The 23,129-nt window shown below is 66.3% G+C and carries 22 protein-coding genes; 11 read left to right on the top strand and 11 right to left on the bottom strand.

What is annotated here, in order from left to right:
• The first annotated feature begins 381 nt into the window (after positions 1-381).
• From MEICH_RS24250 to MEICH_RS0108085, 5 genes are all read left to right on the top strand, one after another.
• On the top strand, positions 382-1,983 hold the full coding sequence (locus MEICH_RS24250) for an amidase family protein (protein ID WP_051304044.1): 1,602 nt from the start codon (positions 382-384) through the stop codon (positions 1,981-1,983).
• Between the two features lie 248 nt (positions 1,984-2,231).
• Positions 2,232-2,618 (top strand): hypothetical protein, encoded by a 387-nt coding sequence (locus tag MEICH_RS0108100; protein WP_027892188.1) that lies wholly within the window; start codon positions 2,232-2,234, stop codon positions 2,616-2,618.
• Between the two features lie 303 nt (positions 2,619-2,921).
• The gene (locus MEICH_RS0108095) at positions 2,922-3,827 is read left to right on the top strand and encodes a hypothetical protein (RefSeq protein ID WP_027892187.1); all 906 of its coding nucleotides are present in this window, start codon (positions 2,922-2,924) and stop codon (positions 3,825-3,827) included.
• Positions 3,828-3,959: 132 nt separating this feature from the next.
• Positions 3,960-5,495, top strand: coding sequence for a S8 family peptidase (locus MEICH_RS0108090; RefSeq protein ID WP_027892186.1), 1,536 nt, complete (start codon positions 3,960-3,962; stop codon positions 5,493-5,495).
• 425 nt (positions 5,496-5,920) lie between these two features.
• Positions 5,921-7,849 carry a DNA topoisomerase subunit B gene (locus tag MEICH_RS0108085; protein WP_027892185.1) on the top strand — a complete coding sequence of 643 codons (1,929 nt, stop codon included), beginning with the start codon at positions 5,921-5,923 and terminating at the stop codon, positions 7,847-7,849.
• Between the two features lie 229 nt (positions 7,850-8,078).
• Here the strand turns inward: MEICH_RS0108085 and MEICH_RS24245 are convergent, their stop codons facing one another.
• On the bottom strand, positions 8,079-8,630 hold the full coding sequence (locus tag MEICH_RS24245; RefSeq protein ID WP_051304043.1) for a DinB family protein: 552 nt from the start codon (positions 8,628-8,630) through the stop codon (positions 8,079-8,081).
• A gap of 9 nt (positions 8,631-8,639) precedes the next feature.
• Positions 8,640-9,101: a DinB family protein gene (locus tag MEICH_RS0108075; RefSeq protein ID WP_027892184.1), complete on the bottom strand. Its 462-nt coding sequence runs from the start codon at positions 9,099-9,101 to the stop codon at positions 8,640-8,642.
• A 480-nt stretch (positions 9,102-9,581) separates the two neighbouring features.
• Between MEICH_RS0108075 and MEICH_RS0108070 the strand changes: the two genes are divergently transcribed.
• On the top strand, positions 9,582-10,250 hold the full coding sequence (locus MEICH_RS0108070) for a LuxR C-terminal-related transcriptional regulator (RefSeq protein WP_027892183.1): 669 nt from the start codon (positions 9,582-9,584) through the stop codon (positions 10,248-10,250).
• On the opposite strand, the gene MEICH_RS0108065 is transcribed toward MEICH_RS0108070, so the two are convergent.
• The 6 genes from MEICH_RS0108065 to MEICH_RS0108040 all read right to left on the bottom strand — a co-directional run bounded on the left by MEICH_RS0108065 (position 10,247) and on the right by MEICH_RS0108040 (position 14,443).
• A complete protein-coding gene (locus tag MEICH_RS0108065) occupies positions 10,247-10,753 on the bottom strand; it encodes a hypothetical protein (RefSeq protein ID WP_027892182.1) in 507 nt (168 codons plus the stop codon). The genes MEICH_RS0108070 and MEICH_RS0108065 overlap by 4 nt on opposite strands.
• A gap of 11 nt (positions 10,754-10,764) precedes the next feature.
• Complete coding sequence (locus tag MEICH_RS0108060; RefSeq protein WP_027892181.1) at positions 10,765-11,001, bottom strand: zinc ribbon domain-containing protein; 237 nt, start codon at positions 10,999-11,001, stop codon at positions 10,765-10,767.
• Between the two features lie 477 nt (positions 11,002-11,478).
• A complete protein-coding gene (locus MEICH_RS0108055) occupies positions 11,479-11,997 on the bottom strand; it encodes a ribonuclease FAU-1 family protein (RefSeq protein ID WP_027892180.1) in 519 nt (172 codons plus the stop codon).
• Positions 11,998-12,420 carry an NUDIX hydrolase gene (locus MEICH_RS27040; protein ID WP_027892179.1) on the bottom strand — a complete coding sequence of 141 codons (423 nt, stop codon included), beginning with the start codon at positions 12,418-12,420 and terminating at the stop codon, positions 11,998-12,000.
• A gap of 213 nt (positions 12,421-12,633) precedes the next feature.
• Positions 12,634-13,653 carry an NAD(P)/FAD-dependent oxidoreductase gene (locus MEICH_RS0108045; protein WP_027892178.1) on the bottom strand — a complete coding sequence of 340 codons (1,020 nt, stop codon included), beginning with the start codon at positions 13,651-13,653 and terminating at the stop codon, positions 12,634-12,636.
• 181 nt (positions 13,654-13,834) lie between these two features.
• Positions 13,835-14,443 (bottom strand): helix-turn-helix domain-containing protein, encoded by a 609-nt coding sequence (locus MEICH_RS0108040; protein WP_027892177.1) that lies wholly within the window; start codon positions 14,441-14,443, stop codon positions 13,835-13,837.
• A 310-nt stretch (positions 14,444-14,753) separates the two neighbouring features.
• On the opposite strand from MEICH_RS0108040, the gene MEICH_RS0108035 reads away from it, so the two are divergent.
• The 5 genes from MEICH_RS0108035 to MEICH_RS0108020 all read left to right on the top strand — a co-directional run bounded on the left by MEICH_RS0108035 (position 14,754) and on the right by MEICH_RS0108020 (position 19,738).
• The gene (locus tag MEICH_RS0108035; protein WP_027892176.1) at positions 14,754-16,208 is read left to right on the top strand and encodes a UDP-N-acetylmuramoyl-L-alanyl-D-glutamate--2,6-diaminopimelate ligase; all 1,455 of its coding nucleotides are present in this window, start codon (positions 14,754-14,756) and stop codon (positions 16,206-16,208) included.
• 275 nt (positions 16,209-16,483) lie between these two features.
• Entirely contained in the window at positions 16,484-17,230 is a 747-nt protein-coding gene (locus tag MEICH_RS0108030; RefSeq protein ID WP_027892175.1) for a Nif3-like dinuclear metal center hexameric protein, read from the top strand.
• On the top strand, positions 17,227-18,369 hold the full coding sequence (locus MEICH_RS28525) for a DUF3800 domain-containing protein (RefSeq protein WP_157202673.1): 1,143 nt from the start codon (positions 17,227-17,229) through the stop codon (positions 18,367-18,369). The genes MEICH_RS0108030 and MEICH_RS28525 overlap by 4 nt, the downstream gene beginning before the upstream one ends.
• Positions 18,366-18,971: a dTMP kinase gene (tmk, locus tag MEICH_RS0108025; protein WP_027892174.1), complete on the top strand. Its 606-nt coding sequence runs from the start codon at positions 18,366-18,368 to the stop codon at positions 18,969-18,971. The genes MEICH_RS28525 and tmk overlap by 4 nt, the downstream gene beginning before the upstream one ends.
• A gap of 2 nt (positions 18,972-18,973) precedes the next feature.
• Positions 18,974-19,738, top strand: a complete 765-nt coding sequence (locus MEICH_RS0108020; RefSeq protein WP_027892173.1) for a glutaminyl-peptide cyclotransferase — start codon at positions 18,974-18,976, stop codon at positions 19,736-19,738.
• 93 nt (positions 19,739-19,831) lie between these two features.
• On the opposite strand, the gene MEICH_RS0108015 is transcribed toward MEICH_RS0108020, so the two are convergent.
• From MEICH_RS0108015 to MEICH_RS0108005, 3 genes are all read right to left on the bottom strand, one after another.
• Positions 19,832-20,647 carry a carbohydrate ABC transporter permease gene (locus tag MEICH_RS0108015; protein ID WP_027892172.1) on the bottom strand — a complete coding sequence of 272 codons (816 nt, stop codon included), beginning with the start codon at positions 20,645-20,647 and terminating at the stop codon, positions 19,832-19,834.
• An 87-nt stretch (positions 20,648-20,734) separates the two neighbouring features.
• A complete protein-coding gene (locus MEICH_RS0108010) occupies positions 20,735-21,640 on the bottom strand; it encodes a carbohydrate ABC transporter permease (RefSeq protein WP_027892171.1) in 906 nt (301 codons plus the stop codon).
• Positions 21,641-21,739: 99 nt separating this feature from the next.
• Positions 21,740-23,002 carry an extracellular solute-binding protein gene (locus tag MEICH_RS0108005; protein WP_027892170.1) on the bottom strand — a complete coding sequence of 421 codons (1,263 nt, stop codon included), beginning with the start codon at positions 23,000-23,002 and terminating at the stop codon, positions 21,740-21,742.
• Positions 23,003-23,129: the final 127 nt, after the last annotated feature.

Genomic DNA, 23,129 nt, shown 5'->3' with positions numbered 1-23,129 from the left:
CACGCGGGAGGGGGTGGGCGGGGTGGCGCAGCCGGGCACGCCGCCGGGTCAAGGTGCGGCCCGCACCCCCGCGTACGCGGGCACTGAGGCCCGGCGGCATGTCTGCTAGGGGGTGGCCGCAGGCCATACCGGCCTTGCCGGTAACCTGGAGTCCCTCGGGGGCCGCCAGGGGGAGCAGGTTTCCGGCGTATGCCGGATCGCGTACCGCGTACCGCGATGCCCTCGCCACGTGGAATGGCCTCCCCCTCCGGCCCCTGACGGCGGAGCGGGGGACACCAAATCGAAGCACCGCAAACCGGCCCCTCCTCCACCAACAAGGAGGGAAAAGAAAGAGCTCCGTCTACAAGCATCGCACCGGCCGGTCTGATAGTGTGGGGCGTCATGAGCCAACAATCCTCCCCTTCGGCCCCGGCCGCCCAAGCCGGACAGGCCGACAAACCCAGCAGCCCCAAGCGCGACTGGGAAAGCTTTGTCGCCCGGCAGGTGCAGGAGCAGACGGCTCGGCACGAATACCCGCTACGGCGGAAGCTGGACTTTTCCCCCTTCGAGGAAGCCCTGGCCCCCCTCGAGCCCTCCCTCCTCGAGCGCCTCGAGGCCCTCACCCAATCCTCGAGCATCCCCGAACTCCAGGCCGCCCTGCAGCGCGGCGAGGCGAGCTCCGAACAGCTCACGCTCTTCTACCTCGGGCGCATCCGCCGCTACAACGACCGGCTGGGCGCCTACCTCGAGCTCAACCCCCTGGCGCTCGAGCAAGCCCGCGCCCTCGACCTCGAGCGCCGGCAGGGCCGCCTGCGCGGTCCCCTCCACGGCATCCCCATAAGCCTCAAGGACAACATCGCCACCGCTACCCCCATGCACACCACCGCCGGGGCCGCCGCCCTGCGCGAGGCCGTCGCCGACCGCGACGCCTTCGTGACCCGGAGGCTGCTCGAGGCCGGCGCCGTGATCCTGGGCAAGAACAACCTCTCGGAGTGGGCCAACTTCATGACCAGCACCTCGGTCAACGGCTTCAGCGCCCTCGGGGGCCACACCCGCAACCCTTACGGCCCCTTCGACGTCGGGGGCAGCAGCAGCGGCACGGCCGCGGCGGTGGCGGCCAACCTGGCGGTGGCGGGGGTCGGCAGCGAGACCTCGGGCTCGCTGGTCTACCCGGCGGCCCAGAACAGCCTCTTCACCCTCAAGCCCACCCTGGGCCTGGTCAGCCGCGACCGCATCATCCCCATCACCGACGCGCAGGACACCGCCGGCCCCCTCACCAAGAACGCCACCGACCTCGCCGTGCTCATGAGCGTCCTGGCTGCCCACGACCTCAACGACCCCCTCACCCAGCGGGCGCTGCACCCCAGGGTCGGGGAGTTCGCCAGGGCCCCGGCCCCCCTCTCGCTGCGGGGCGTGCGGGTGGGCTGGGTGCAGCACGTCCAGCGCGAGGGCGACGTTCCCGTGCTCGAGCGCGTCGCCCGGGCCTTGGGCGAACTGGGGGCCAAGCTGGTGCCCGTACCCTTCCCCGAAGCCAAGATCGAGATACTGCCGGTGCTGCGCTACGGCCTGCGCCAGGGCGTGAACGCCTACCTCGAGGCCACCGGCGCCCCGGTCCGAAGCCTCGAGCAGGTCATCGCCTTCAACGCCCAGAACCCGGCCGCCGCCCCCTACGGCCAGGACCTGCTGCAGGCCTCCCAGGCCGAGCCCATGAGCGCCGAGGATTACCGCGCCCTGGTCGAGCACAACCGCAGGACGGGCATGGCGACGCTGCGCGACCTGATGAGCCAGAACGGGGTTTCGCTGCTCGTGACGGTGAGCAACAGCCTCTCGCTCTACACCTCGACCTCCGGCTTCCCCGTGCTCAACTTCCCGGCCGGCTACCGCGACTCCGGCGAGCCGGTGGGGGTTTCGCTGGTAGGAGACCTGCTCGAGGACGCCCACCTCATCTCCCTGGCACAGGCAATCTCAGAGCGCCTGGACACACGCCGCCCGCCCCCGCTGTGAGCTGAGGGCCGGGGGGAAGCAGGTAGCCGTCAGCCGCCAGCAACGAACTAGTGGCTCGTGGGAACCCCTCCCCAACCCTCCCCGCGCGGGGAGGGGGTATCCCCCCTGGCCCCCCTTGTTAAGGGGGGTGAAGAAAAGGCGTTTAGCGTTTGGCGTCTCGCGTGCGACGTAAGACGTACGACCCACGCCCGGCTATCAGCTATCAGCAATCGGCGTTCAGCGTTCAGCTTCTAGCGTAGATTAGGCCTATGGAAGCCGTGTTCCTCCTGCGCGACCTGCTGGTGCTCCTGCTGCTGCCCGTCCTGGCGATCAGCGCGCTGCTGAGCCTGCCCCTGCTGGTGCGCGAGCCCGCCGCGTGGCAGTTCCGTTTCTTCAAGGCTGTGGCCGCGCTGGCGATAGCGGGTTTCGTGCTCGAGCTGCTGCTGCGCTTCTTCGTCAGCGGCGGCTCAGCCTGGCTGCACTCGATCTACGGCCTCCTCACCGCCTTAATCCTCTACGCCGTCAGCGGCCTCGAGCCCGGCGGCTGGCTGCGGCAAAGCCTCGCACAACCCCCCGACCGCATCGGCCCCTACTTCTTCTGGGCCAGCTTCGTGGGCCTGCTGCTGTGGTGGCGATTCATTGAAACAGGGCGATAGGGAAGCAGGAAGCGGGAAGCTTTCAGCGATCAGCCGTCAGCGGTAAGCGGTCAGCTTGTGGCCCGTGGTTTACCCCTCCCCAGCCCTCCCCGCGCGCGGGGAGGGTTTATCCCCCCCTGCCCCCCTTGCTAAGGGGGGTGACAAGGCGTCCCGCGTCTTGCGTTTTGCGTCTTGCGTCTTGCGTTTGGCGTTTTGCGTTTGGCGTTTTGCGTCTTGCGTTTGGCGTTTGGCTATCAGCTATCGACCATCGACTATCGACGTGCATTTTGCGTTTCCCGCCCGACCTACGGTAGCTTAATCTTCGTGCGGCCCGGGCCCGTCGAACTGGTCACCAACGCCCCTCCGGATTGGCCCAAGGTCTACCTCGAGGGACCCCTCACCGCGCACACCCCCACCCTGCACTTCATCACCGCCGTCGAGACGCGCTTTCGCACCTCGCACGTACAGGTGCTCGAGGCCGACGTGGTGCGGGTGACGCGGCAGGGCGTGCTGGTGGTGCCGCTGCGGGTGAAGGCCCCGGACGGGGAGTACGACCTCTTCTTCTACCCCGAGGCCGACGAACGCGCCGCGGGGCACTTCGTGGCGGTGCACGAGATCGCGCAGCGGTACGGCCGGCTCAGGCCGGTCTTCTACAGCACCGACGACCTCTTCGCCATCTACCCCGACGACGTGGGCGAGGTGGCGCAGCAAGACCGGCTGTTCATCCAGGCCTCGCTCATGCCGCCCAAGGGGCAGTACGCGATGTGGTGGGCCGAGCAGCCCGGCGAGCGCTTCGAGCTCAGCCAGACCTACCTCCTCTTCGACCGGCTCTACCGCGAGATCAGCGGGCTCGAGTTCTCCGCCTTCGCCCAGATCCTCATCGAGATCGGCATGATCCAGAGCGAGGAGGAGGCCACCGCCTACACCTTCCCCGACCAGACCGTAGAGATCCCCCTGCAGGGCCCCGAGGGGATCCCCATGATCCTCTCCTTCTCCCAAACGCGCGGCATCCGCTTCCACTTCCACATCCAGCGCACGCCGCCCGAGTACCGCGAGCTCTTCCTCAACCTGGCGCTGCTGCGCTTCAAGCTGTGGCGCAAGCAGCCCGAGATCGCCTCCATGCCCCGCCTCGACAGCCCGCCCCTGCTGTGGTGGCAGGACCTGGGCAAGCGCCTGCGCTCGTTGAGCGACGACCAGGCCATCGGCGCGGTGGGCTCGGTCAAGCGGTAAAGTCTCATTATTCTTTAAACTCATGAAACGAGTCTAAAGAAGAACTAATCAACCTAAAGGTTGATTTATCATCCACCGAACAGTTAGGATTCAGCGCAGGGTTCAAAGCCCAAATCCTTAGTGGAGGTAGTAATGCGCCGATTCACCCTTCTGGCCGCAGCCTTGCTGGTCATGGCTGCCTGTACGTCCAGGCCCCAGGGCACCGACGACACGGGCGTTCCCGTGCTCGGGCTGGACAACCCCCAGGTGATCCCTGGGCAGTACATCGTGGTTTACAAGAAGGACGCCGGGGTGCTGCCGGCCCTGCAGAGCCTGAAGGCAGGCTTGAGCGCGGGCGCGGTGCAGAGCCAGGCCCTTCAGAGCTTGGGGCTCGAGGGCGCCCAGGTCCAGCAGGCCTACACCGCCGCCCTGCAGGGCGTGGCCGTGCGCCTCTCCGACGAGCAGCTCAGCCGCCTGCGCCAGGACACGCGGGTAGCCTACATCGAGGCCGACCAGGTCATGGAGGCCTGGGCCACCCAGAGCCCGGCCACCTGGGGTCTCGACCGCATCGACCAGCGCGACCTCCCGCTGTCGAACAGCTACACCTATAACTACACCGGCGCCGGGGTCCACGCCTACATCATCGACACCGGCATCCGCCGCACCCACGCCGAGTTCAGCGGGCGCATGGGCAACGGCTACGACGCGGTGACCCCGGGCGGCAGCGCCAACGACTGCAACGGGCACGGCACCCACGTCGCGGGCACCGTGGGCGGCACCACCTACGGCGTGGCCAAGGGCGTGACCCTGCACGCGGTGCGGGTGCTCGACTGCAACGGCTCGGGCTCCAACTCGGGCGTGATCGCCGGGGTGGACTGGGTGGCGCAGAACCACGTCAAGCCCGCCGTCGCCAACATGAGCCTGGGCGGCGGGGCCTCCAGCGCCCTCGACAGCGCGGTTAACAACGCCATCGCCGCCGGCGTGAGCTTTGCCGTCGCTGCGGGCAACTCCAACGCCAACGCCTGCAACTACTCCCCCGCCCGCGTGGGCAACGCCATCACCGTGGGCTCGACCACCTCCTCCGACGCCCGCTCCTCCTTCTCCAACTACGGCAGCTGCCTCGACATCTTCGCCCCGGGCTCCTCGATCACCTCGGCCTGGCACACCTCCGACACCGCCACCAACACCATCAGCGGCACCTCGATGGCGACCCCGCACGTCGCGGGTGTGGCGGCGCTCTACCTGCAGGCCAACCCCAGCGCCACCCCCAGCGCCGTGACCAACGCCATCGTCGGCAGCGCCACCTCGGGCCGGATCTCCGGCGTGGGCACCGGCTCGCCCAACCTGCTGCTCTACTCCCTGCTCGGCAGCACCACGCCCCCGCCGCCCTCGGGTGAGACCTACACCGGCACCCTCAACGGCACCGGCGCGTACAACTACCACCCCGGCTCCACCGGCTTCAGCTACGGCGGCGGCACCCTCAGGGGCACCCTGAGCGGCCCGTCCAACGCCGACTTCGACCTCTACCTGCAAAAGCGCAACAGCTCGGGCACCTGGAGCACCGTAGCCCGCTCCGAGAGCTACACCTCGAGCGAGAGCATCACCTACTCGGCCAGCTCGGGCACCTACCGCTGGCTGGTCTACTCCTACAGCGGCTCGGGTTCCTACACCCTGACCGTACAGAAATAGACCGAAGCCCCTACCCTGCTCCCCTCGAGGAAGGCTCGAGGGGAGCTTTCACGTGGCTTGTGAGGTTCTTGGCCTGTGGCGTGTGGCTCGTGGTGAAAAAGGAACCCCTCCCCAACTCTCCCCGCCAGCGTCGAGGCTCGAGGGGCCAAGGCGTCTTGCGTCTTGCGTTTTGCGCGTTTAGCCATCGGCTACCCCGCCCCACTTCGCCCCCACCGGAATTAGGGTTCTCCTCACCATATGCATTGCTGCGTAGATGTGGTGTTCTGGCCGGCATTCTCGGGCGTTTATAAAACCCTAATGCCCGTATACATCGCCTCGAGGCTCTCCGTTCCGTCTCAATTTTTCACGTTCGGGTGCTGCTTTTCACCATCTCCGACAATGGTCGGTTATATTATGTTTTTTACGTAATATGCTATAATGTCCGGGTGAGCACTGAAGTTACCGCAAACTACGACGCATCCCAAATCAAAGTCCTGAAAGGTCTCGAGGGGGTTCGCCACCGGCCCGCCATGTACATCGGCGGGACGCAGTCGGACGGCTATCACCACCTCTTCAAGGAAATCCTGGACAACGCGGTGGACGAGGCCCTGGCGGGTTTTGCCACCGAGATCGTCACCACGCTGCACCCCGACGGCTCGATCACGGTCGAGGACAACGGGCGCGGCATCCCCGTCGACGTCATGCCCGGCGAGGGCAAGCCGGCGGTCGAGGTGATCTACACCGTGCTGCACGCGGGCGGCAAGTTCGAGGAAGGGGCTTACAAGGTCTCGGGCGGCCTGCACGGGGTGGGGGCGAGCGTGGTTAACGCGCTGGCCGAGTACACCATCGTGGAGGTCTTCCGCGACGGCAAGCACTACAAGATCGAGTTCAGCCGCGGCGACGTGACCAAGCCGCTGGAGGTCGTGGGCAACGCGCCCAAGGGCAAGCGCGGCACCCGCGTGACCTTCATGCCCGACCACACCATCTTCGACCCCGGCCTCACCTTCGAGGCCAGCAAGCTCAGGAACCGCCTGCGCGAGGTGAGCTTCCTGGTCGCGGGCCTGCGGCTGGTCTTCAAGGACGAGCAGCACCAGAAGGAAGAGGTCTTCTTCGACAAGGGCGGCGTGGCCTCCTTCGCCCGCTTCCTGGCCGAGGGCGACGAGCTGCTTTATGACAAGCCGGTGCTCTTGCAGGGCGAGGTGGAGAACGTGAGCGTGGACGTGGGCCTGGTCCACACCCGCGGCTACAACATCGAGCTCGTCACCTACGCCAACATGATCCCCACCCGCGACGGCGGCACCCACCTCTCGGGCTTCAAGACCGCCTACACCCGTGCCATCAACGCCTACGCCAAGAAGGCCGGGCTGGTCAAGGACCTCGAGCCCACCGGCGACGACCTGCTCGAGGGCATCTCGGCGGTGGTCTCCATCAAGATCCCCCAGCCGCAGTTCGAGGGCCAGACCAAGGGCAAGCTTTTGAACCCCGAGGCCGGCACCGCGGTGAGCAAGGTGGTCTACGAGAAGTTCTCGGAGTACCTCGAGGAGAACCCCCGCGTCGCCAAGCTGATCTACGAAAAGGCCCAGCGCGCGGCCCAGGCCCGTGAGGCAGCTCGCAAGGCCCGCGAGCTCGTGCGCCGCGCCAACCCGCTCGAGTCCGACGACCTCCCCGGCAAGCTCGCCGACTGCCAGAGCGAAGACCCCGCCGAGGCCGAGCTGTTCATCGTGGAGGGTGACAGCGCGGGCGGCAGCGCCAAGAGCGGGCGCGACCGCCGCTTCCAGGCCATCCTGCCCCTGCGCGGCAAGATTTTGAACGTGGAGAAGGCCGGGCTTTCCAAGGCCCTCAAAAACGCCGAGGTGCGGGCCATGGTCGCCGCCATCGGCGCGGGCATCGGCGGCACCAGCGACGAGGCCCACTTCGACATCGAGAGCCTGCGCTACCACAAGATCATCATCATGACCGACGCCGACGTGGACGGCTCGCACATCCGCACCCTGCTGCTGACCTTCTTCTACCGCTACATGCGCCCCATCATCGAGCAGGGCTACCTCTACGTGGCCCAGCCCCCGCTCTACGGCCTGCGCGTGGGCAAGAGCAAGAACATCGAGTACCTCTTCAACGACGAGGCCCTCAAGAAGGCCCTGGCCGACATCGGCGACAAGAGCTACGAGATCCAGCGCTTCAAGGGCCTGGGCGAGATGAACGCCGAGCAGCTCTGGGAGACCACCATGGACCCTGCCAAGCGCGTGCTCAAGAAGGTCAGCATGGAGGACGCCCTCTACGCCGCCGAGATCTTCGAGAAGCTGATGGGCTCCGACGTGCAGCCGCGCCGCGAGTTCATTGAGGAGAACGCCCGCTTCGCGCAGCTCGACATCTGAGGTTTGAGCATACGCGGGGTGCTGAACGCAAGACACAAAACGTAGGGGCGGGCCTCGTGCCCGCCCTTCCCTTTTCCTCCCTCCCCTCCGCCGTCGAGGGTCCAGGGTCTAGGGTCGAGGGCCAAGGCGTACGACGTAAGACGTACGACGTACGACCCGCCCCCGGCGTTGGGCTATCGGCCTGGTTCAGGCCCGAGGAGCGGGCGTGGGTGGCGCGGCTGGCCTGGGCCTACAGCGCGTAAGGGTTGAAGTCGGGGCTGGCGCCGGGGATGAGGTGCTTGCGGATGAGGCTGATCTGCCCGGTGTGGCGCACCTCGTCCTGCAGGTAGTGGAACCAGTAGTAGTGCACGTTGGCGGGCTGGCCGGAGAAGGTCTTGGGCTCTTGTAGCCAGGCGTCGTCGCGCTGCTTCAGCGCGGCCAGGGTGCGGGCGCGGGTCTCGGCGAGGTCGTGGAGGTAGGACTCCAGCGTTCGCCCCCTCGAGTGCGGCCCCGGCTCGAAGCGGAAGGCGGGGTTGTAGCGGGCGGCCTCGGCCTCGTCGAAGCGGCGGCTCTCGAAGGTGATGCGCTGGAACAGGTTCTCGGCGGCGTCGAGGTGGGCCAGCAGCGCGCCGACGGAGTTGATGGCCCCCTGGGGCGGGGCGTCGAGTTGCTCGGGGGTGAGGTCGCGCACCGCGCGCAGGAGGTAGTGCCTCGAGTTAGCCAGCATGCTCACCAGCACGCCGACCTTGGGGCTGTAGCCCTCACGCTCCCCGATGAGGAAGAGGTCGTCGGGATAGCTCACGGCAAGCTCCTAGCCGATCCAGGCCTCGAGCTGCCCGGGCAGCGGCTTGCCCAGCGCCCGCAGGTAGACCACTGCCTTGGCCGCGAAGATCAGCACCGCCTCGCGGAAGACGTGGAAGTTGACCTCCGCCGGCAGGCTCCAGCCGCCGCGGTCTACGGGGCGCTCGAGGTCGGCGTCCTGCAGGGCGCTGAGTGCTTCGACGAGCTCGCGGTCGAGCCCGGCAAACCACTCCCGCAGGCCCTCGAGCGTGCCCGGTTCGGCCGGCGCCTCGGTGAAGCGCAGGCTGAACTCGCGGAAGGAGCGGGTGTAGGCCGCTTCTACGCTGCCGAACTCGCGGACGAGCTCACCCAGGCTGGGGTTGCCGGGGAGGCGGTAGGCCAGGTCGGCGTCGGCGAGGCTTTGCAGCACCTCGTCGCGGAGGTTGAGGGTCTGCTTGAGGATCTCGAGCTGGTTCTGCATGAGCCGGTTCATCCGGGGCCTCCTTGCCTGAACACAGAAGGAATGGTGCGAAGTTAATTTACAGCATAAGGAGGCCCGGCGGCAGCGGCGCTGCCGGCCAGGGCGTCGCCCGGCAGGTCACAGCCCAGGGCCAAGCCGGCCGCCTCGGCACGAAAAATCCCGGTATCGAACCGCTCGAGGCCAGCCGGTTATCCCCCGATCGGTGCTGGTGGGTCGGTGAGGGTTGGGACGGCCGAGCGGGTCGGGGGTAAGCCGATCGTGGAGTAGCCGTTTTGCCGATGGCGTAAGCCAGAAGGGCCGGAGGGGGGCGAGTACCCTTTGCCTCAGCCGCTTTACGCGAACACCGGATCGCCGGTGCGGGAATTGGCTCTGTCCACAACATAGAATTGGCCCTTGTGATTGGAGTAGACCCCTCCTAAGTTGGAGAGTTAGTACCCGGCATTCCGCTCCCCCAACTCACAGCCCTCGAGAAAGGTCAGGTGAACGCACACTATGAAAGCCATTGAAGCCGTCAGCGCCGTGGTTGCCGACGCCTATCCGGTGGTCCTGAGCGGCTGCTGCCGCCTCATCGCCAGCAACCCCCGCATCAAGGTGCGCGGCCACACCACCCGCGCCGACGAGCTGCTGGCGCTGGTGGGGCTGCTGCGCCCTCAGGTGCTGGTCACCGACCTCAACTTCCCCGGCGTGGACGGGGCCGAGCTCGTCGCCGCCGCCCGCGAGCGCTCTCCGCAGACGCAGGTCCTGGTCTTCAGCGACCTGCACCATCCCGCCGCCGTCCTGCGGGTGCTGCAGGCGGGGGCTTGCAGCTTCCTGCTCAAGGAGAGCTCGGCGGCCGAGCTCACCGACGCCATCCTCGCCACCGCCGCCGGGAAGTCCTACTTCTCCCCCCCTATCGCCGGGGTGCTGCTGGAGAGCCTGCGCAAGCCCGCCCTCGAGCCCATCTCCGCCCGCGAGGGCCAGATCCTCACCCTCGTCGCCCGCGGCCTCTCCAACCAGGGCATCGCCCGCGAGCTCGGCATCGCCGAGTCCACGGTCAAGACCCACCTGGTGCGGCTGTTCGCCAAGCTCGAGGTGCAAGACCGCACCGCGGCCATCGTGGTCGCGCTGCAGCGCAACCTGATCCGGCTCGAAAAGCCCGGGGCCTTCCCGCTGGCCGGCTAGGGCCCGCGCCGGGCCACGAACTCCACGGGGACGTGCTCGGAGTAGCCCCCCGTGCTCTGCAGGCTGAAGCGGATCTCCGAGCCCGAGACCCGCCCCACGTAGCGGTGCTCGACCTCGCGGGAGGGCCCGTTGCCCAAGGTCTCTAACGTGCGGGTGACGAAGCTCAGGCGGTCGCCGCTCATGCGCCCCTCGAGCACCCCCCGCCGCACCCCCAGGAAGGAGGCCGTGCCGCGCAACTCGTTGCCCTCGAGCTCGAGCACGAACTCCTCCCGGTGCTTCGCGCCCCAGTCGTAGCCCACCTCGGCGTACCAGGTGCCGCTGACGTCCGTCACGGGCGCCAGCTCACCCTCCACCGCGGCCTTGCCCCCGCCGAAGAACTTGTCCCACAGGTCCACGATCGAGCCCAGGTTGCCCGCCACCCCGCCCACCGCCGCGACCACCCCGATGGTCGCCAGGGTGTAGCGCCGGATCTTGGCGAAGGGCCTGCGCGGCTTGGTGCTCATGGCCCACCTCGCTAGCCGAAGATCAGGTCCAGCACGGCGCCTACGTCGTCCTTGCCCTCGAGGATCTCCGGGTTGTAGACCTCGGTGTAGCCGCAGTTGCGGCACGAGGCCACGATGAACACGTTGTGCTCGATGTCGAACATGCGCGAGAGGCCGGTCCCCGTCGCGGCGAAGCGCTTGACGGCAGCGCCCGCCGACTGGCACTTGGGGCAGACGAACCGCTGGGCCAACTGCTCGTCGATTTTCATGGCTACCTCCCTACACTACGCCGCCCCACAAAAACGAACAACTGCCGTCCTTCGGCAGTTGTCGTCCTTTGGAAGGGCGGGACCCGGCTCCCGGCTTTTAGCCCAACGCTGGGGGCTACAATAACGGTGGCTCTGCTCCCTCGCATCCGCCGAATAAGCGCTTGCCGAATAGCTGAAAATCCAAAGCCGACCCGCACCCTTCCTCGAAGCCTCGCCTGCCCTCGCTGCCGCAGGGGCTGCTGAACTTCGAGGAAAATCCTAGCGCGGGGACCGTTACAGGAGCGTTACAGGATGTCGATGGTCGATGGTTGATAGCCCATAGCCGATAGCCAAACGCAAAACGCGAGACGCCCCTTCTTCACCCCCCTTAGCAAGGGGGGCTGGGGGGATAAACCCTCCCCGCACGCGGGGAGGAAGGGGTGAACCACGAGCCACGAGCTGAGGGCTAAGGCTGATCGCTGACCGCTCATCCCTCGCTCAAACCCGCTCGAGCCAGTCCCCCGCCTTTCCCGGCGGCAGGACGGGCCACTCCCGCTGGCGCATGTGGCGCTCGACCTCGGCGACGGCCCGTCGGGCTTGCTCCACCCATTCGGCGGGGTAGTGGTTCACCTTGGCGGCGAACTCCTCGAGGTCGAAGGTCTGGCAGCGGTGGTCGGCCCTGCACTTCACGTCGAGCTCGAGGTCGTACTGCCGGATGGCCCCGGGCTCGAAGCGCGGGGGGGTCTGGACGTTCCAGTAGTACTCGAGCACCCGCCCCTGGGCGTCGAGGTCGGGGCCGCCGGAGTACCAGCGCCCCTCGAAGAAGGCGACGTAGGCCTGGTGGTCCACCCGCAGCACCCGCTGCTTGCTCTCGTGGTGGAACTCGAAGCCCGGCGGCATGTACAGCAGCACCGCGCCCTCGCGCACCTCGCGCACCTCGGCCTCCCACCAGTAGTGCAGCCGCTCCTCGGGGTACTTCCAGAACTCCACGCGCACCTGCTGGCCGAGCGCGTACATTCAGCCCCCCAGCGCCTCGAGCCCGTAGACCATGTGCGGCCACACCCGGGCGCGGGCCTCCTCGAGCGAGAACCAGAAGCAGCGGAAGGTCATCCCCTCGTCGTCCGTGCCGCTGGTGACGACGTGCGTCCAGCTCTCCGCGGCCGTCCCCGCCAGCGGCAGGTGCACGTAGCGGCACTCCACGGCCTCATCGGGCCCATCGAAGACCTGGAAGGCGACCTCACGCGGCTCCCCGAAGTGGCTCAGCCCGGTCTCCTCGTAAGCCTCGCGTAGGGCGCCCTCGAGCGCCGACTCGTGGGCCTCGATGGTCCCGCCCGGGGTCTGGACCCCGGCGGCGGGGTCGTCCTGGGTGAACACCAGGAGTTGCCTCCCATGCGGCGTCTCCCGGGTGATGTAGACGAAGGCCCTGCGGCGCGTGCGCATACGTTGCCATTGTGCCGTGAGAGGAGGGCGGAGGTCGAGGGCCGGTCGGACGCCGGATGCCGCGCCGGGTGCCGGGCGCGGGTCGCGGGTCGTACGTCGTACGTCCTACGCCCTACGCCAACCGCAAAAAGCTTTGGCCCCCGACCCCCGACGAACCACGAGCCACACGCTTACCGCTGACGGCTGAAGGCTGTCAGCTCGCCGTTTCCCGCTTCAGTGCGCCGGGGCCGGGGTCGGCGACTCGTCGCGCTCGGAGGAGTGGCCTGGGTTGACCTTGAGCTCGGGGTGGGCGTAGGCGGCGGCGTAGTTGGCGGCGATGGAGGCTTCGCCGAAGCCCAGGCAGATCAGGGGGAGCTTGCCGGCGTAGCTCGCCACGTCGCCGCAGGCGAAGATGCCGGGGCGGCTGGTGCGCATGGTGCCGTCGAGCACCTTGATCTTCTTGTTGCCCTCCATCTCGAGGCCCCACGTCGCCAGGGGGCCCAGCTTGGAGAGGTAGCCGGCGAGGATGACCACCGCGTCCACGCCCATCACGGTCTCTTCCTTGGTGGCGTTGTTGAAGATCACCACCTCGCGCACCCGCTCGTCGCCCCGGATCTCCTTGAGCTCGTAGGGGGTGAGGATGCGCACCTCGTCCGCCTCGGCGGCGGCGATCATCTGGTTGACGGTGGCGGCGTGCGCGCGGAACTGCTCGCGGCGGTGGATCAGCGTCACGTCGGCGATGTCCTTCAGGCCGAGCGTCCAGTCGGCGGCGCTATCGCCCCCGCCTACGATCAGCACGCGCTTGCCGGCGAACTCGGCCTTGCTCTTGACCGCGTAGTACACGCCCCGGCCGGTGAACTCGGCCTCGCCCGTGCAGCCCACCTTGCGCGGCTCGAACGCGCCCACGCCGGCGGCGATGATGACCGCGCCGGTGACGTAGGTGTTGCCGCTGGAGGTGGTGATGTGGAAGTCGCCGTCGACCTCCTCGAGCTTCTCCGCCCGCTCGCCCAGGGTGTAGACGGGCTTGAAGGGCTCGAGCTGCTCGACCAGGTTGTTCACCAGGTCCTTGGCGAGGATCTTGGGGAAGCCGGCGATGTCGTAGATGTACTTCTCGGGGTACAGCGCCATGAGCTGGCCCCCGGGCTCAGGCAGAGGGTCGAGGATGCGCACCGTGAGGTCACGCATACCCACGTAGAACGCCGCAAACAGCCCTGCAGGCCCCGCCCCGATCACCGTCACGTCGGTCCGCAACATGGTGAATAAGATAACACAGAACCCCGGTTTTGGTATACCGTAAGTCCCGCCCGGTTCCGCTCAGCTGTTTCCTCCAGTGTATCGCCCGGCATGCCGGGAATGCAAACCCTTCCGGCGGCGCTCCCCCGCCACGAATAAAGGACGGCTCGAAGGCCGTCCTTTATTCCCAAATGCTGAGAGTTTATGCAGCCTGCTGGGCGAGGTCCTCGAGGCCGCGGATGTTCTCGAGCACCAGCTTGCCGTAGCCGGACTTGATGTAGCCCTCGCGCGAGAGCTCGCCGATGACCTTGGTCACGGTCTCGCGCACCGAACCGACGGCCGAAGCGATCTCGTCGTGGGTGGCGCGCACGCCTACGCGGCCACTGCTCTCGCGGAAGGCGATGGGGGTGTTGGAGAGCTCGAGCAGGGTGGCGGCGATGCGGTTCTTCAGGCGCTGGCCCGACAGGCGCTGGATGGTGCGGTAGGTCTGGGTGAGCGCGTTGACGAGGTGGCGGGCGAGCTTGACCGTTTCCTCGGGGGTGAGCTCCTCGGGCGAGACGATATCGACGCGGGTGCGAGTGACCGCCTCCGCGAAGTAGGTGCGCTCGTCACCGGAGAGCACTTCCTCGCCGAAGTATTCCCCCGGACGGGCGAAGCGCAGCGTCAGGGCGTTGCCCTCTTCGTCCACGCTCTGGAGGCGCACCAACCCCTCGCGCACCCGGTAGAGCTTGTCCTTGGGGCCAGGCTTGCCCGGGTAGAGGATGATTTCTCCGGCGTGGAAGCCGATGGTGTCGATGATGCTGTTTTGCATTTTGGTCATCGCCTCCTTGCTCCCCAGTCTAGTCTTTAATTGTGATTTTGTAAATAGATATGTTGATTATTTCCTGAGGCTTGGCTGAGGGAAACCGGGGATCGGCTCCCTGACGCGATCCGGGCCGGTGAAGCGTTGCTTCGGGGTCGGTAGCCTCCTTCCGGAACATGCCTGGGGGTTGTTCTTCTGAGCCTACCCGGCGGCACCCTCCGCCCGGCATTGGGCGAACGGTGGTCGGCTTCGGGATGGAACGGCGTCCACCTTTCGATGGGCGGGGCCGTCCACCTCGAGCCGCCGATAGAATGCGAACGTGACCACGCTGCGCGACCTGTTCGCCCTGCTCGGCCGCGAAGCCCCTGCCCTGCCGGTGCGGGGGGTGACCCACGACTCGAGGCAGGTGGAGCCCGGCTTCGTGTTCGTGGCCGTCCGGGGCGTCCCCCTCAAGAGCCGCCCGCCCCTCGACGGCCACGACTTCATCCCGCAGGCGCTCGAGCGCGGCGCCGTCGCGGTAGTGGGCACCCGGGAGCTGGTTCTGCCCGTCCCCTACTGCAAGGTGGACGACGACCGGGCCGCCCTGGCCGACTTAGCCGCGGCCTTCTGGGGCTACCCCGCGCGGCGGCTCGAGCTCGCCGGGGTGACGGGATCGAAGGGCAAGACCACCGTGGCGGTGCTGCTGCACCACCTGCTCCAGTCGGCGCAGCCCCCGGTGGGGCGGCTCTCGACGGTGGGCGTCAAGATCGGCGCGGAAGAGCTGTTCCTCCCCGGCCACTTCACCACCCCCGAGGCCCCGCAGGTGCAGGAGATGCTCCACCGCTTCGTGGAGGCCGGGTGCCGGCGGGCGGTGCTCGAGGTCTCCAGCCACGCGCTGCAGCTCGAGCGGGTGCGCGGCCTGGAATACGCGGTGGGCATCTTCACCAACCTCTTCGAGGACCACCTCGACCTGCACGGCAGCATGGAGAACTACTTCGCCGAGAAGAAGAAGCTGCTCGAGCGCTCCCGCTGGCGCGTGGTCAACAGCGACAACCCCTGGACCCGCACCCTGGCCGCGGAGCCCGGCACCTGGAGCTACGGCGCGGCCGGGGATTGGCGCGCCGCGAAGCTGCGCGAGCACGCGGGGGGGCTCGAGTTCGAGGTGCGCTCCCCCGTCGGCGCCTTCGAGGTTCAACTCCCCATGGTCGGCCGCTTCAACGCCGACAACGCCCTGGCGGCGATGGCCGCCGCCGCCCGGCTGGGCCTCCCGGTCGAGGAGCTCCAGCAGGGCCTCGCCAGCTTCCCGGGCGTCCCAGGCCGCATGCAACTCCTGCAGGCCGAGCCCTTCCGGGCCATCGTGGACTTCGCCCACACCGGCGCCAGCCTGCGGGCGGCGCTCGAGACCCTGCGCCCCACCACCCGCGGCCGCCTGGTCGTGGTGATCGGCGCAGCCGGCAACCAGGACCCCAGCCGCCGCACCGGCATCGGCCAGGTCGCCGCCGAGCTCGCCGACTTCGCCGTCTTCACCGAGGAGGACCACCGCACCGAGAGCCTCGAGGCCATCCTGCAAACCATGGCCCAGGCCCACGGCGACCCCCGCCGCCACGTCTGCCTCGGCGACCGGCGCGAGGCCATCCGCTACGCCGTCGAGACCGCCCGCCCCGGCGACACCGTCCTCTTCTCGGGCAAGGGACACGAGCGCACGCTCGAGCGCGGCACCGAGGCGATCCCCTGGAACGAGGTGGAGGAGGTGCAGACCGCCCTGCGCGGGCATCGGGTTCAGGGAGACGGGTGAAGGGAGGCGTGTGGCCTGTGGTGGGCCCCTCCCCTTCCCTCCCCGCCAGCGGGGAGGAGCCCCCCTTGTTATAGGGGGGTGACAAGGCGTTTTGCGTTTTACGTTTTACGTTTTGCGTTTTGCGTTTTGCGTCTTGCGTTTCGCGTTTGGCGTTTGGCGTCTTGCGTACGACGTACGACGTACGCCGCACGACCCGTGCCCAGCTATCAGCTATGGGCTATCGGCTATCAGCGCCCGGCGTCCAGCGTTCGACGTTCAGCAGTAGACTTGTACCCATGCACCGCGACACCCTCGTCCGCTGGCTGGACGAATTCCTCAAGACCCAGGAGATCACAAGGCAGATGCGCGACCTCTCGCTCAACGGGCTCCAGGTGGAGGGGGCCGAGCGGGTGACGAAAGTGGGCGCGGCGGTGGACGCCGCGCAGTCCACCATCGAGCAGGCCCGCGAGCAGGGCGTGGACTTCATGATCGTGCACCACGGGCTGTTCTGGGGCGGGGTCATGCCGGTGGTGGGGATTCACAAGCGGCGCCTCGAGGCCCTCTTCCAGGGCGGCATCAGCCTCTACGCCTCGCACCTGCCGCTCGACGTCCACCCCGAGGTGGGCAACAACGCGGTGATCGCGCAGGCTTTGGGGCTGCAAAACCTCGAGCCCTTCGAGGCGGGGTTCATCGGCACGCTCTTCCGGGCCCACACCCTCTCCGAGATCGGCGACCGGCTGGGCCAGATGACCGGGATGCAGTGCCTCATCCACCAGGGCGGCCCCAACGAGGTCACGCGGGTGGCGGTGGTGTCGGGCTCGGCCTCCGACTACGTGGCCGAGGCCAAGGCCGCCGGGGCCGAGTTGCTCATCACCGGCGAGCCCAAGCACCAGAACTTCCACCCCACCTTCGAGCTGGGCATGAACGCCATCTACGCCGGGCACTACGACACCGAGACCTTTGGCGTGAAGGCCCTGGCCGAGCGCATCGAGCGCGAGTTCGGCCTGCCCTGGGTCTTCCTCGAGCACCCCACGGGGCTATGAGAAGAGCCGACTATTTTGTAGCAATAGATGAGTCTGGAGGGATAGAAGCCTTAGTTGATTGGAATGGCGCTTTTATCGAGGGTGATCACCCGGTATCACTTATCTGTGCAATTTTATTGCGGGCAGAAGCGCTATCCTCCTTTTCCAATGAATGGTTAGCTTTACAAAAGACAATCGCAGAACAGTTGAGGCTTGACTCTTTACCACCAATCCACCTACGGCTCATGTATGGTAGGAAATTACCCCCCAAGTATCGTGGAAAGCCAAATCCCTATTTAGGGTCCAACTTTAATGATATAGTTGGTTGGATTGACCAGGGTTTTGCAATTCTACGCAAATATAACCTCAAACAGGATTTGAGCATAATTTTCAATCAAAATACCAGGCAAAACCTTGCAAACAACCTACTTAGATATTTTCAGGATGATTTTTTCAAACGAGAAATGCAAGCCCTACGCAGGCTGGCCGGCAGCAAGGCGTACAAGGCATATCACAACGCGGCGTTTAGTTCGCTCTTGCCCCTATTATTAATGACAATATTTACGATCAACAAGCAATTATACCATTTTGGCCACAAGACAGGCCATATATGGATAGATCCCTCTGAATCCTCTAGAGGAATCGATGTCCTCACTACTTTTGAGGTAATGCGTTCAAGGCAACAATTACAGTACATTACAGTTGAGCGAATCCAGAACTCAGATGATAACCCTTTAGTTCAGGCTGCAGACTTGGTAGGCTTTTTCTTGTTCCGTCGATATTTAATGCAGTATCGCAGGGAACGAGGTTTGGACCACTCAAGTGATCCAGTAATGGAAGCTTTACTTTCTAAACACCCATTTCGATCGCATAGCCGCTTCAATCCCGGTGCAGCAGCCAGGCGAGAAAATCACCATTTGTTATCTCAGGTTTTGCATTATGAGATGGCGTATCGTGCACTCCATCAAGTAAACCCGGATATCGCCCGTAATCACTTAATAACCATTGATGAATTTATCGAAAGACAGAGAATGGCACTCCGTAGCAAAGCCGCCGGTATTTCGGTCCTTAAAAATGGCGAAGACCACGGACTAAGCCGTGGCCCCGTACCCCAAAGTTACTCCGCCGGTGAAGGGTTGTCAACGGAGAATACTACATGAAAGGGCTGTTCATCAGTTTCGAAGGCCCGGAGGGTGCGGGCAAGAGCACGCAAATCCGGCTGCTGGCGGAGTGGCTGCGTGAGCAGGGCCGCGCGGTGCTCACCACCCGCGAGCCCGGCGACGGCGGCGCGGTGGGGGCCGAGATCCGCCGACTGCTGCTGCACCACCACGACATGACCCCCGAGGCCGAGTACCTGCTCTACTCCGCCGACCGCGCCGAGCACGTGCGCACGGTGCTGCGCCCGGCCCTCGAGCGCGGCGAGGTGGTGCTGTGCGACCGCTACCTCGACTCCTCGCTGGCCTACCAGGGCTACGGGCGCGGGCTGCCGCTGGGCTGGCTGAGGGCGGTGGCCGAGGGCGCGACGGGCGGGCTCAAGCCCCACCGCACCTTTTTGCTCGACCTGCCGCCCGAGGTGGGGCTGCGGCGCTTCGACAGCCGCGACCGCCTCGAGCGCGAGCCCTTAGAGTTCCACCGCCGCCTGCGGGAGGGCTACCTCGAGCTCGCCCGCCTCGAGCCCGGTCGTTTCGTCGTGCTCGACGCCACCCAGAGCGTCGGGGCCATCCAGCAAAGCCTGCGTTCATCCTTGGCCCCTATGCTATGACCATGCGCCGCTCGCTCCTCCTCACCGCCCTCGCCCTGCTGTTCGGCGTGGCCTGCGTCAGGGCCCACGAGGGCAACGGCTCGGTTCCTGTCTACGGCTTCAAGCTGGTCAAGATGTACCCCCACGACCCTGCCGCCTTCACCCAGGGGCTCGTCTACCACAACGGCTTCCTCTACGAGGGCACCGGGCTCAACGGGCGCTCGGAGATCCGCAAGGTGGAGCTGGCGACCGGCAAGGTGCTCCAGCGCCAGCCCCTCGCCGCCGAGCACTTCGGCGAGGGCATCACCCTCTTCGAGGGCAAGATCTACCAGCTCACCTGGACCAGCAAGAAGGGCTTCATCTACGACCTCGCCACCTTCAAGCAGACCGGCACCTTCAGCTACGCCACCGAGGGCTGGGGCCTGACCCACGACGGCAACCAGCTCATCATGAGCGACGGCACCGACCGGCTGTTCTTCCTCGACCCCAAGACGCTCAAGCCCGTCCGCACCGTCAAGGTGACGGCGGGGGGCGAGCCGGTGACGCGGCTGAACGAGCTCGAGTACGTCCAGGGCTTCGTCTACGCCAACGTCTGGCAGACCAACCGCATCGCCATCATCGACCCCAAGGACGGGCACGTGGAGGCCTGGATCGACCTCACCAAGCTGACCATGCTCATCACCAAGGCCGACGTGCTCAACGGCATCGCCTACGACGCACAGGGCCAGCGCCTCTTCGTGACGGGCAAGCTGTGGCCTTACCTGTTCGAGATCGAGCTGGTGAAGTAGGTGGGGGGGCGATAGTCGATAGTCGATAGTCGATGGCTAAGGAACTTAACCGTTCAGTAGCTATCGGCTATGAGCTATGGGCTATCAGCGAAATTACCCCTTGACCCCGGTGAGCACCACGCCCTCGATGATCTGGCGCTGGAAGATGAAGAACACGATGAGCACCGGGATCACCGCGAGGCTGCTGGCCGCCATGATCAGGTGCCAGGCGGTGCCCGCCTCGCCCGAGAAGAGCGCGACCCCCACGGGCAGGGTGCGCATTTCGGGGGTCTGGATGATCACCAGCGGCCACAAGAAGGCGTTCCAGTTGCCCAAAAAGGTGAAGATGCCCAGCGCCGCCAGCGCCGGGCGCACCAGCGGGAAGGCCACCCGCCAGAACACCCCGAACTCGCTCAGGCCGTCGATGCGGCCCGCGTCGAGCAGGTCGCTGGGCAGCGACTCGAAGAACTGGCGCATGAGGAAGACGCCGAAGGCGCTGATGAGGCCGGGGAACAGGATGCCCCAGAAGGTGTTGACCCAGCCGTAGTCCACGCTCATGACGTACCAGGGGATGATGAGCATCTCGGTGGGCACCATCAGCGTGGCCAGGATCAGCACGAAGATCAGGTTCTTGCCGGGGAAGCGCAGCTTGGCCAGGGTGTAGCCGACCAGGCTGTCGAAGAACAACACCGAGACGGTGGTGACGCCCGCCACGACCAGGCTGTTGAGGAACCAGCGGGGGAACTGGGTGCCGAAGAGCACCTCGCGGTAGTTCTCGAGCGTCGGCTCCTGCGGCAGCCAGCGCAGGTCGAAGAGCTCCTGGAAGCTCTTGAGCGAGGTCAGCACCATCCAGACGAAGGGAAAGACCATCGCCAACGCACCCAGCGTCAGCAGGGTGTAGACGAAGAAGGAGGAAAGGCGTTTATTCATCTCGGATACCCTGCGCCGGCCCTTTCCCCTCCCCTACCTGGCCGCCTGCCGGGTTGGCGTCGGGCGTTGGGCGTTCGGCTTCAAGCATCAGTACTCCACCCGCCGCGACAGCAGCCGCAGTTGGACCAGGGTGATGAGCAGGATGATCGCGAACAGCAGCACCGTGATGGCCGCCGCGTAGCCTAGGTCGAAGCGCCCGAAGGCCACCTGGTAGATGTACAGCGCCACCGTGAGCGTGCTGTGGAGGGGCCCGCCCTGGTCGGTGAAGCTGAGGTTGACGACCTGGGTGAAAAGCTGCAGGAAGGCGATGGTGCCGATCACCGCCGAGAAGACCATCACCGGGTTCAGCAGCGGCAGCGTGATGTGGCGGAAAAGCTGCCGCCCGTCGGCCCCGTCGATGCGGGCGGCCTCGTAGTAGTCGCGGGGGATGTTCTGCAGGCCCGCCAGGAAGAGCACCACCTGGAAGCCCAGGTTCTGCCACACCACCACCGCCGTCACGGTGGGCAGCGCCAGGCTGGGGTTGCGCAGGAAGTCCTGCGCGGGGAGCCCGACGGCCCGCAGCATCTCGTTGACGACGCCGAAGTTGGCCGAGAGCATCCAGCTAAACACCCAGGCCACCGCCACCGCCGGGGTCACGTAGGGCGCGAAGTAGATGGCGCGGAACACATCGCGCAGCCGCTCGCGGGTCACGGCGTTGAGCAGCAGGGCGATGCCCAGCCCCAGCACCAACTGGGCGGGCACCCCGATGAGGGTGTAGAGCAGGGTGTTACGCAGCGAGCGGGCAATGAGGGGGTCCTGGGCCATCTGGGCGTAGTGCTCGAGCCCCACGAAGGCCCGCTTGGCCGGGTCGGCGTTCCAGTCGTACAGCGACAGCCACAGCGCCTGGAAGGCGGGCCAGATGCGGATGAAGAGGAAGAAGGCCAGCGGGATGAGCAGGAAGGCATAAGCCCACAGGGCTTCACGGGTGGCCAGGCTGAGCCGGGATCGCTTCATAAGGGGGCTTCAGGGCGCGTGGGAGGCGGGTTCAGGGGGACGGGGAAAGGGGGACGGGAAGAGCCCTACCCAAACCCCGGCCCCCTGAGCCCTGCCCCGCTACTTGTAGAAGCTGTCGAGGATCTTCTGCTCCTCCTCCACCGCGATCTTCCACGACTGCGCGGGGTCCATGTTCTGCAGGAGCACCCGGTTGATCGCGTTGACGATCACCGTGCGCTGGGCGGCCTCGTCCACGAAGGGGGTGGCCTTGGCGTAGGAGAGGCTGAGGATGAAGGGCCCGTAGACGGGGTCAAGGGAGAGCTTGGGGTCTTTGATGAGGTCCTTGCGGGCGGGGAGCTCGCCCACCTTCTCGAGCCAGTAGCGCTGGGCCTCCGCCGAGGTGATGAAGTTGAGGAGCTTGACGCTGGCCTCGAGCTTGGGCCCCTTGGCCAGCGGGGTGATGCCGTGGAGCCAGAAGGAGCCGAAGTTGGCCTTGCGCCCCCCGACCTTCTCCACCGGCAGCTCGGCCACGCCCCAGTTGAACTTGGCCCCGCTGCGGATGGTGCCGATGGCGAAGGAGCCATCGATGATCATGCCGATCTTGCCGGCGATGAAGCCGTCGCGGTAGCCGTTGTTGCCGGGGAAGAAGCTGGGGATGCCGATGCCGTGCTTCTTCACCCAGTCGGTGTACATGGTGAAGGCCTTGAGCCCCTCGGCCCCGCCGAAGAGCACCTTGCGCCCGTCGTCGGAGTAGGGCCGCCCGCCCATCTGGCGCAGCAGCACCTCGCGCACGAGGTGGTGGTCCTGCCCGTCGGGCGAGATGCCGTAGCCGATCTGGGTGTAGCGGTCGCCCTGCTTGACGGTGAGCTTCTTGCCGGCCTCGAAGAACTCGGCCCAGGTCCTGGGCGGCTTGCTAATCCCGGCCTGCTGGAAGAGGTCCTTGTTGTAAAACAGCGCCAGGCTGCGCACGGCGGTGGGCAGGCCGTAGTACTTGCCGCCCATCTTGGCGCTCTGGGCCATGCTCACGAAGTCGTTATCGACCTGCTTGGGGCTAACCAGGTTCTCCGGCAGCGGGACCAGGTAACCGGCTTTGACCCAGGTGGGCAGCCAGCCGTAGAAAAGGTTGACCACGTCCGGGCCCTGCCCGGCGGGGATGGAGGAGCCCACCTTCTGCTGGTAGGCGTCGTAGGGGAAGGTCTGGTGCACGACCTTGATGCCCGGGTTAGCCGCCTCGAAGCGCTTGATCAGTTCGTCGATGGCCTCGATCTTGCTCTTGAAATCGTACTGCCAGTAGGTGATGGTCACCTGGGCCTGAGCGCTCATCAGCCCGAAAGCCAGCAAGCCCGCCCACAACGCTCGAGCGCGAACGAAAGATCTGAGCATGAGGAATTCCTCCTTGCACAACCAGAAGCTTTAGATCGAAACCTGCGTGCCCAGTTTACCGCTTCAGCCCCAAGGACTCACAAGTACACTCCCTCACATTGCGCATGAGCCGGAAGCAGGAGGCCGA

This window comes from Calidithermus chliarophilus DSM 9957, from assembly GCF_000430045.1.
GTDB classification, from domain to species: Bacteria; Deinococcota; Deinococci; order Deinococcales; family Thermaceae; genus Calidithermus; species Calidithermus chliarophilus.
Note: the sequence above shows the minus strand (reverse complement) of the source record. Positions and strands in the feature narration are given on the sequence as shown.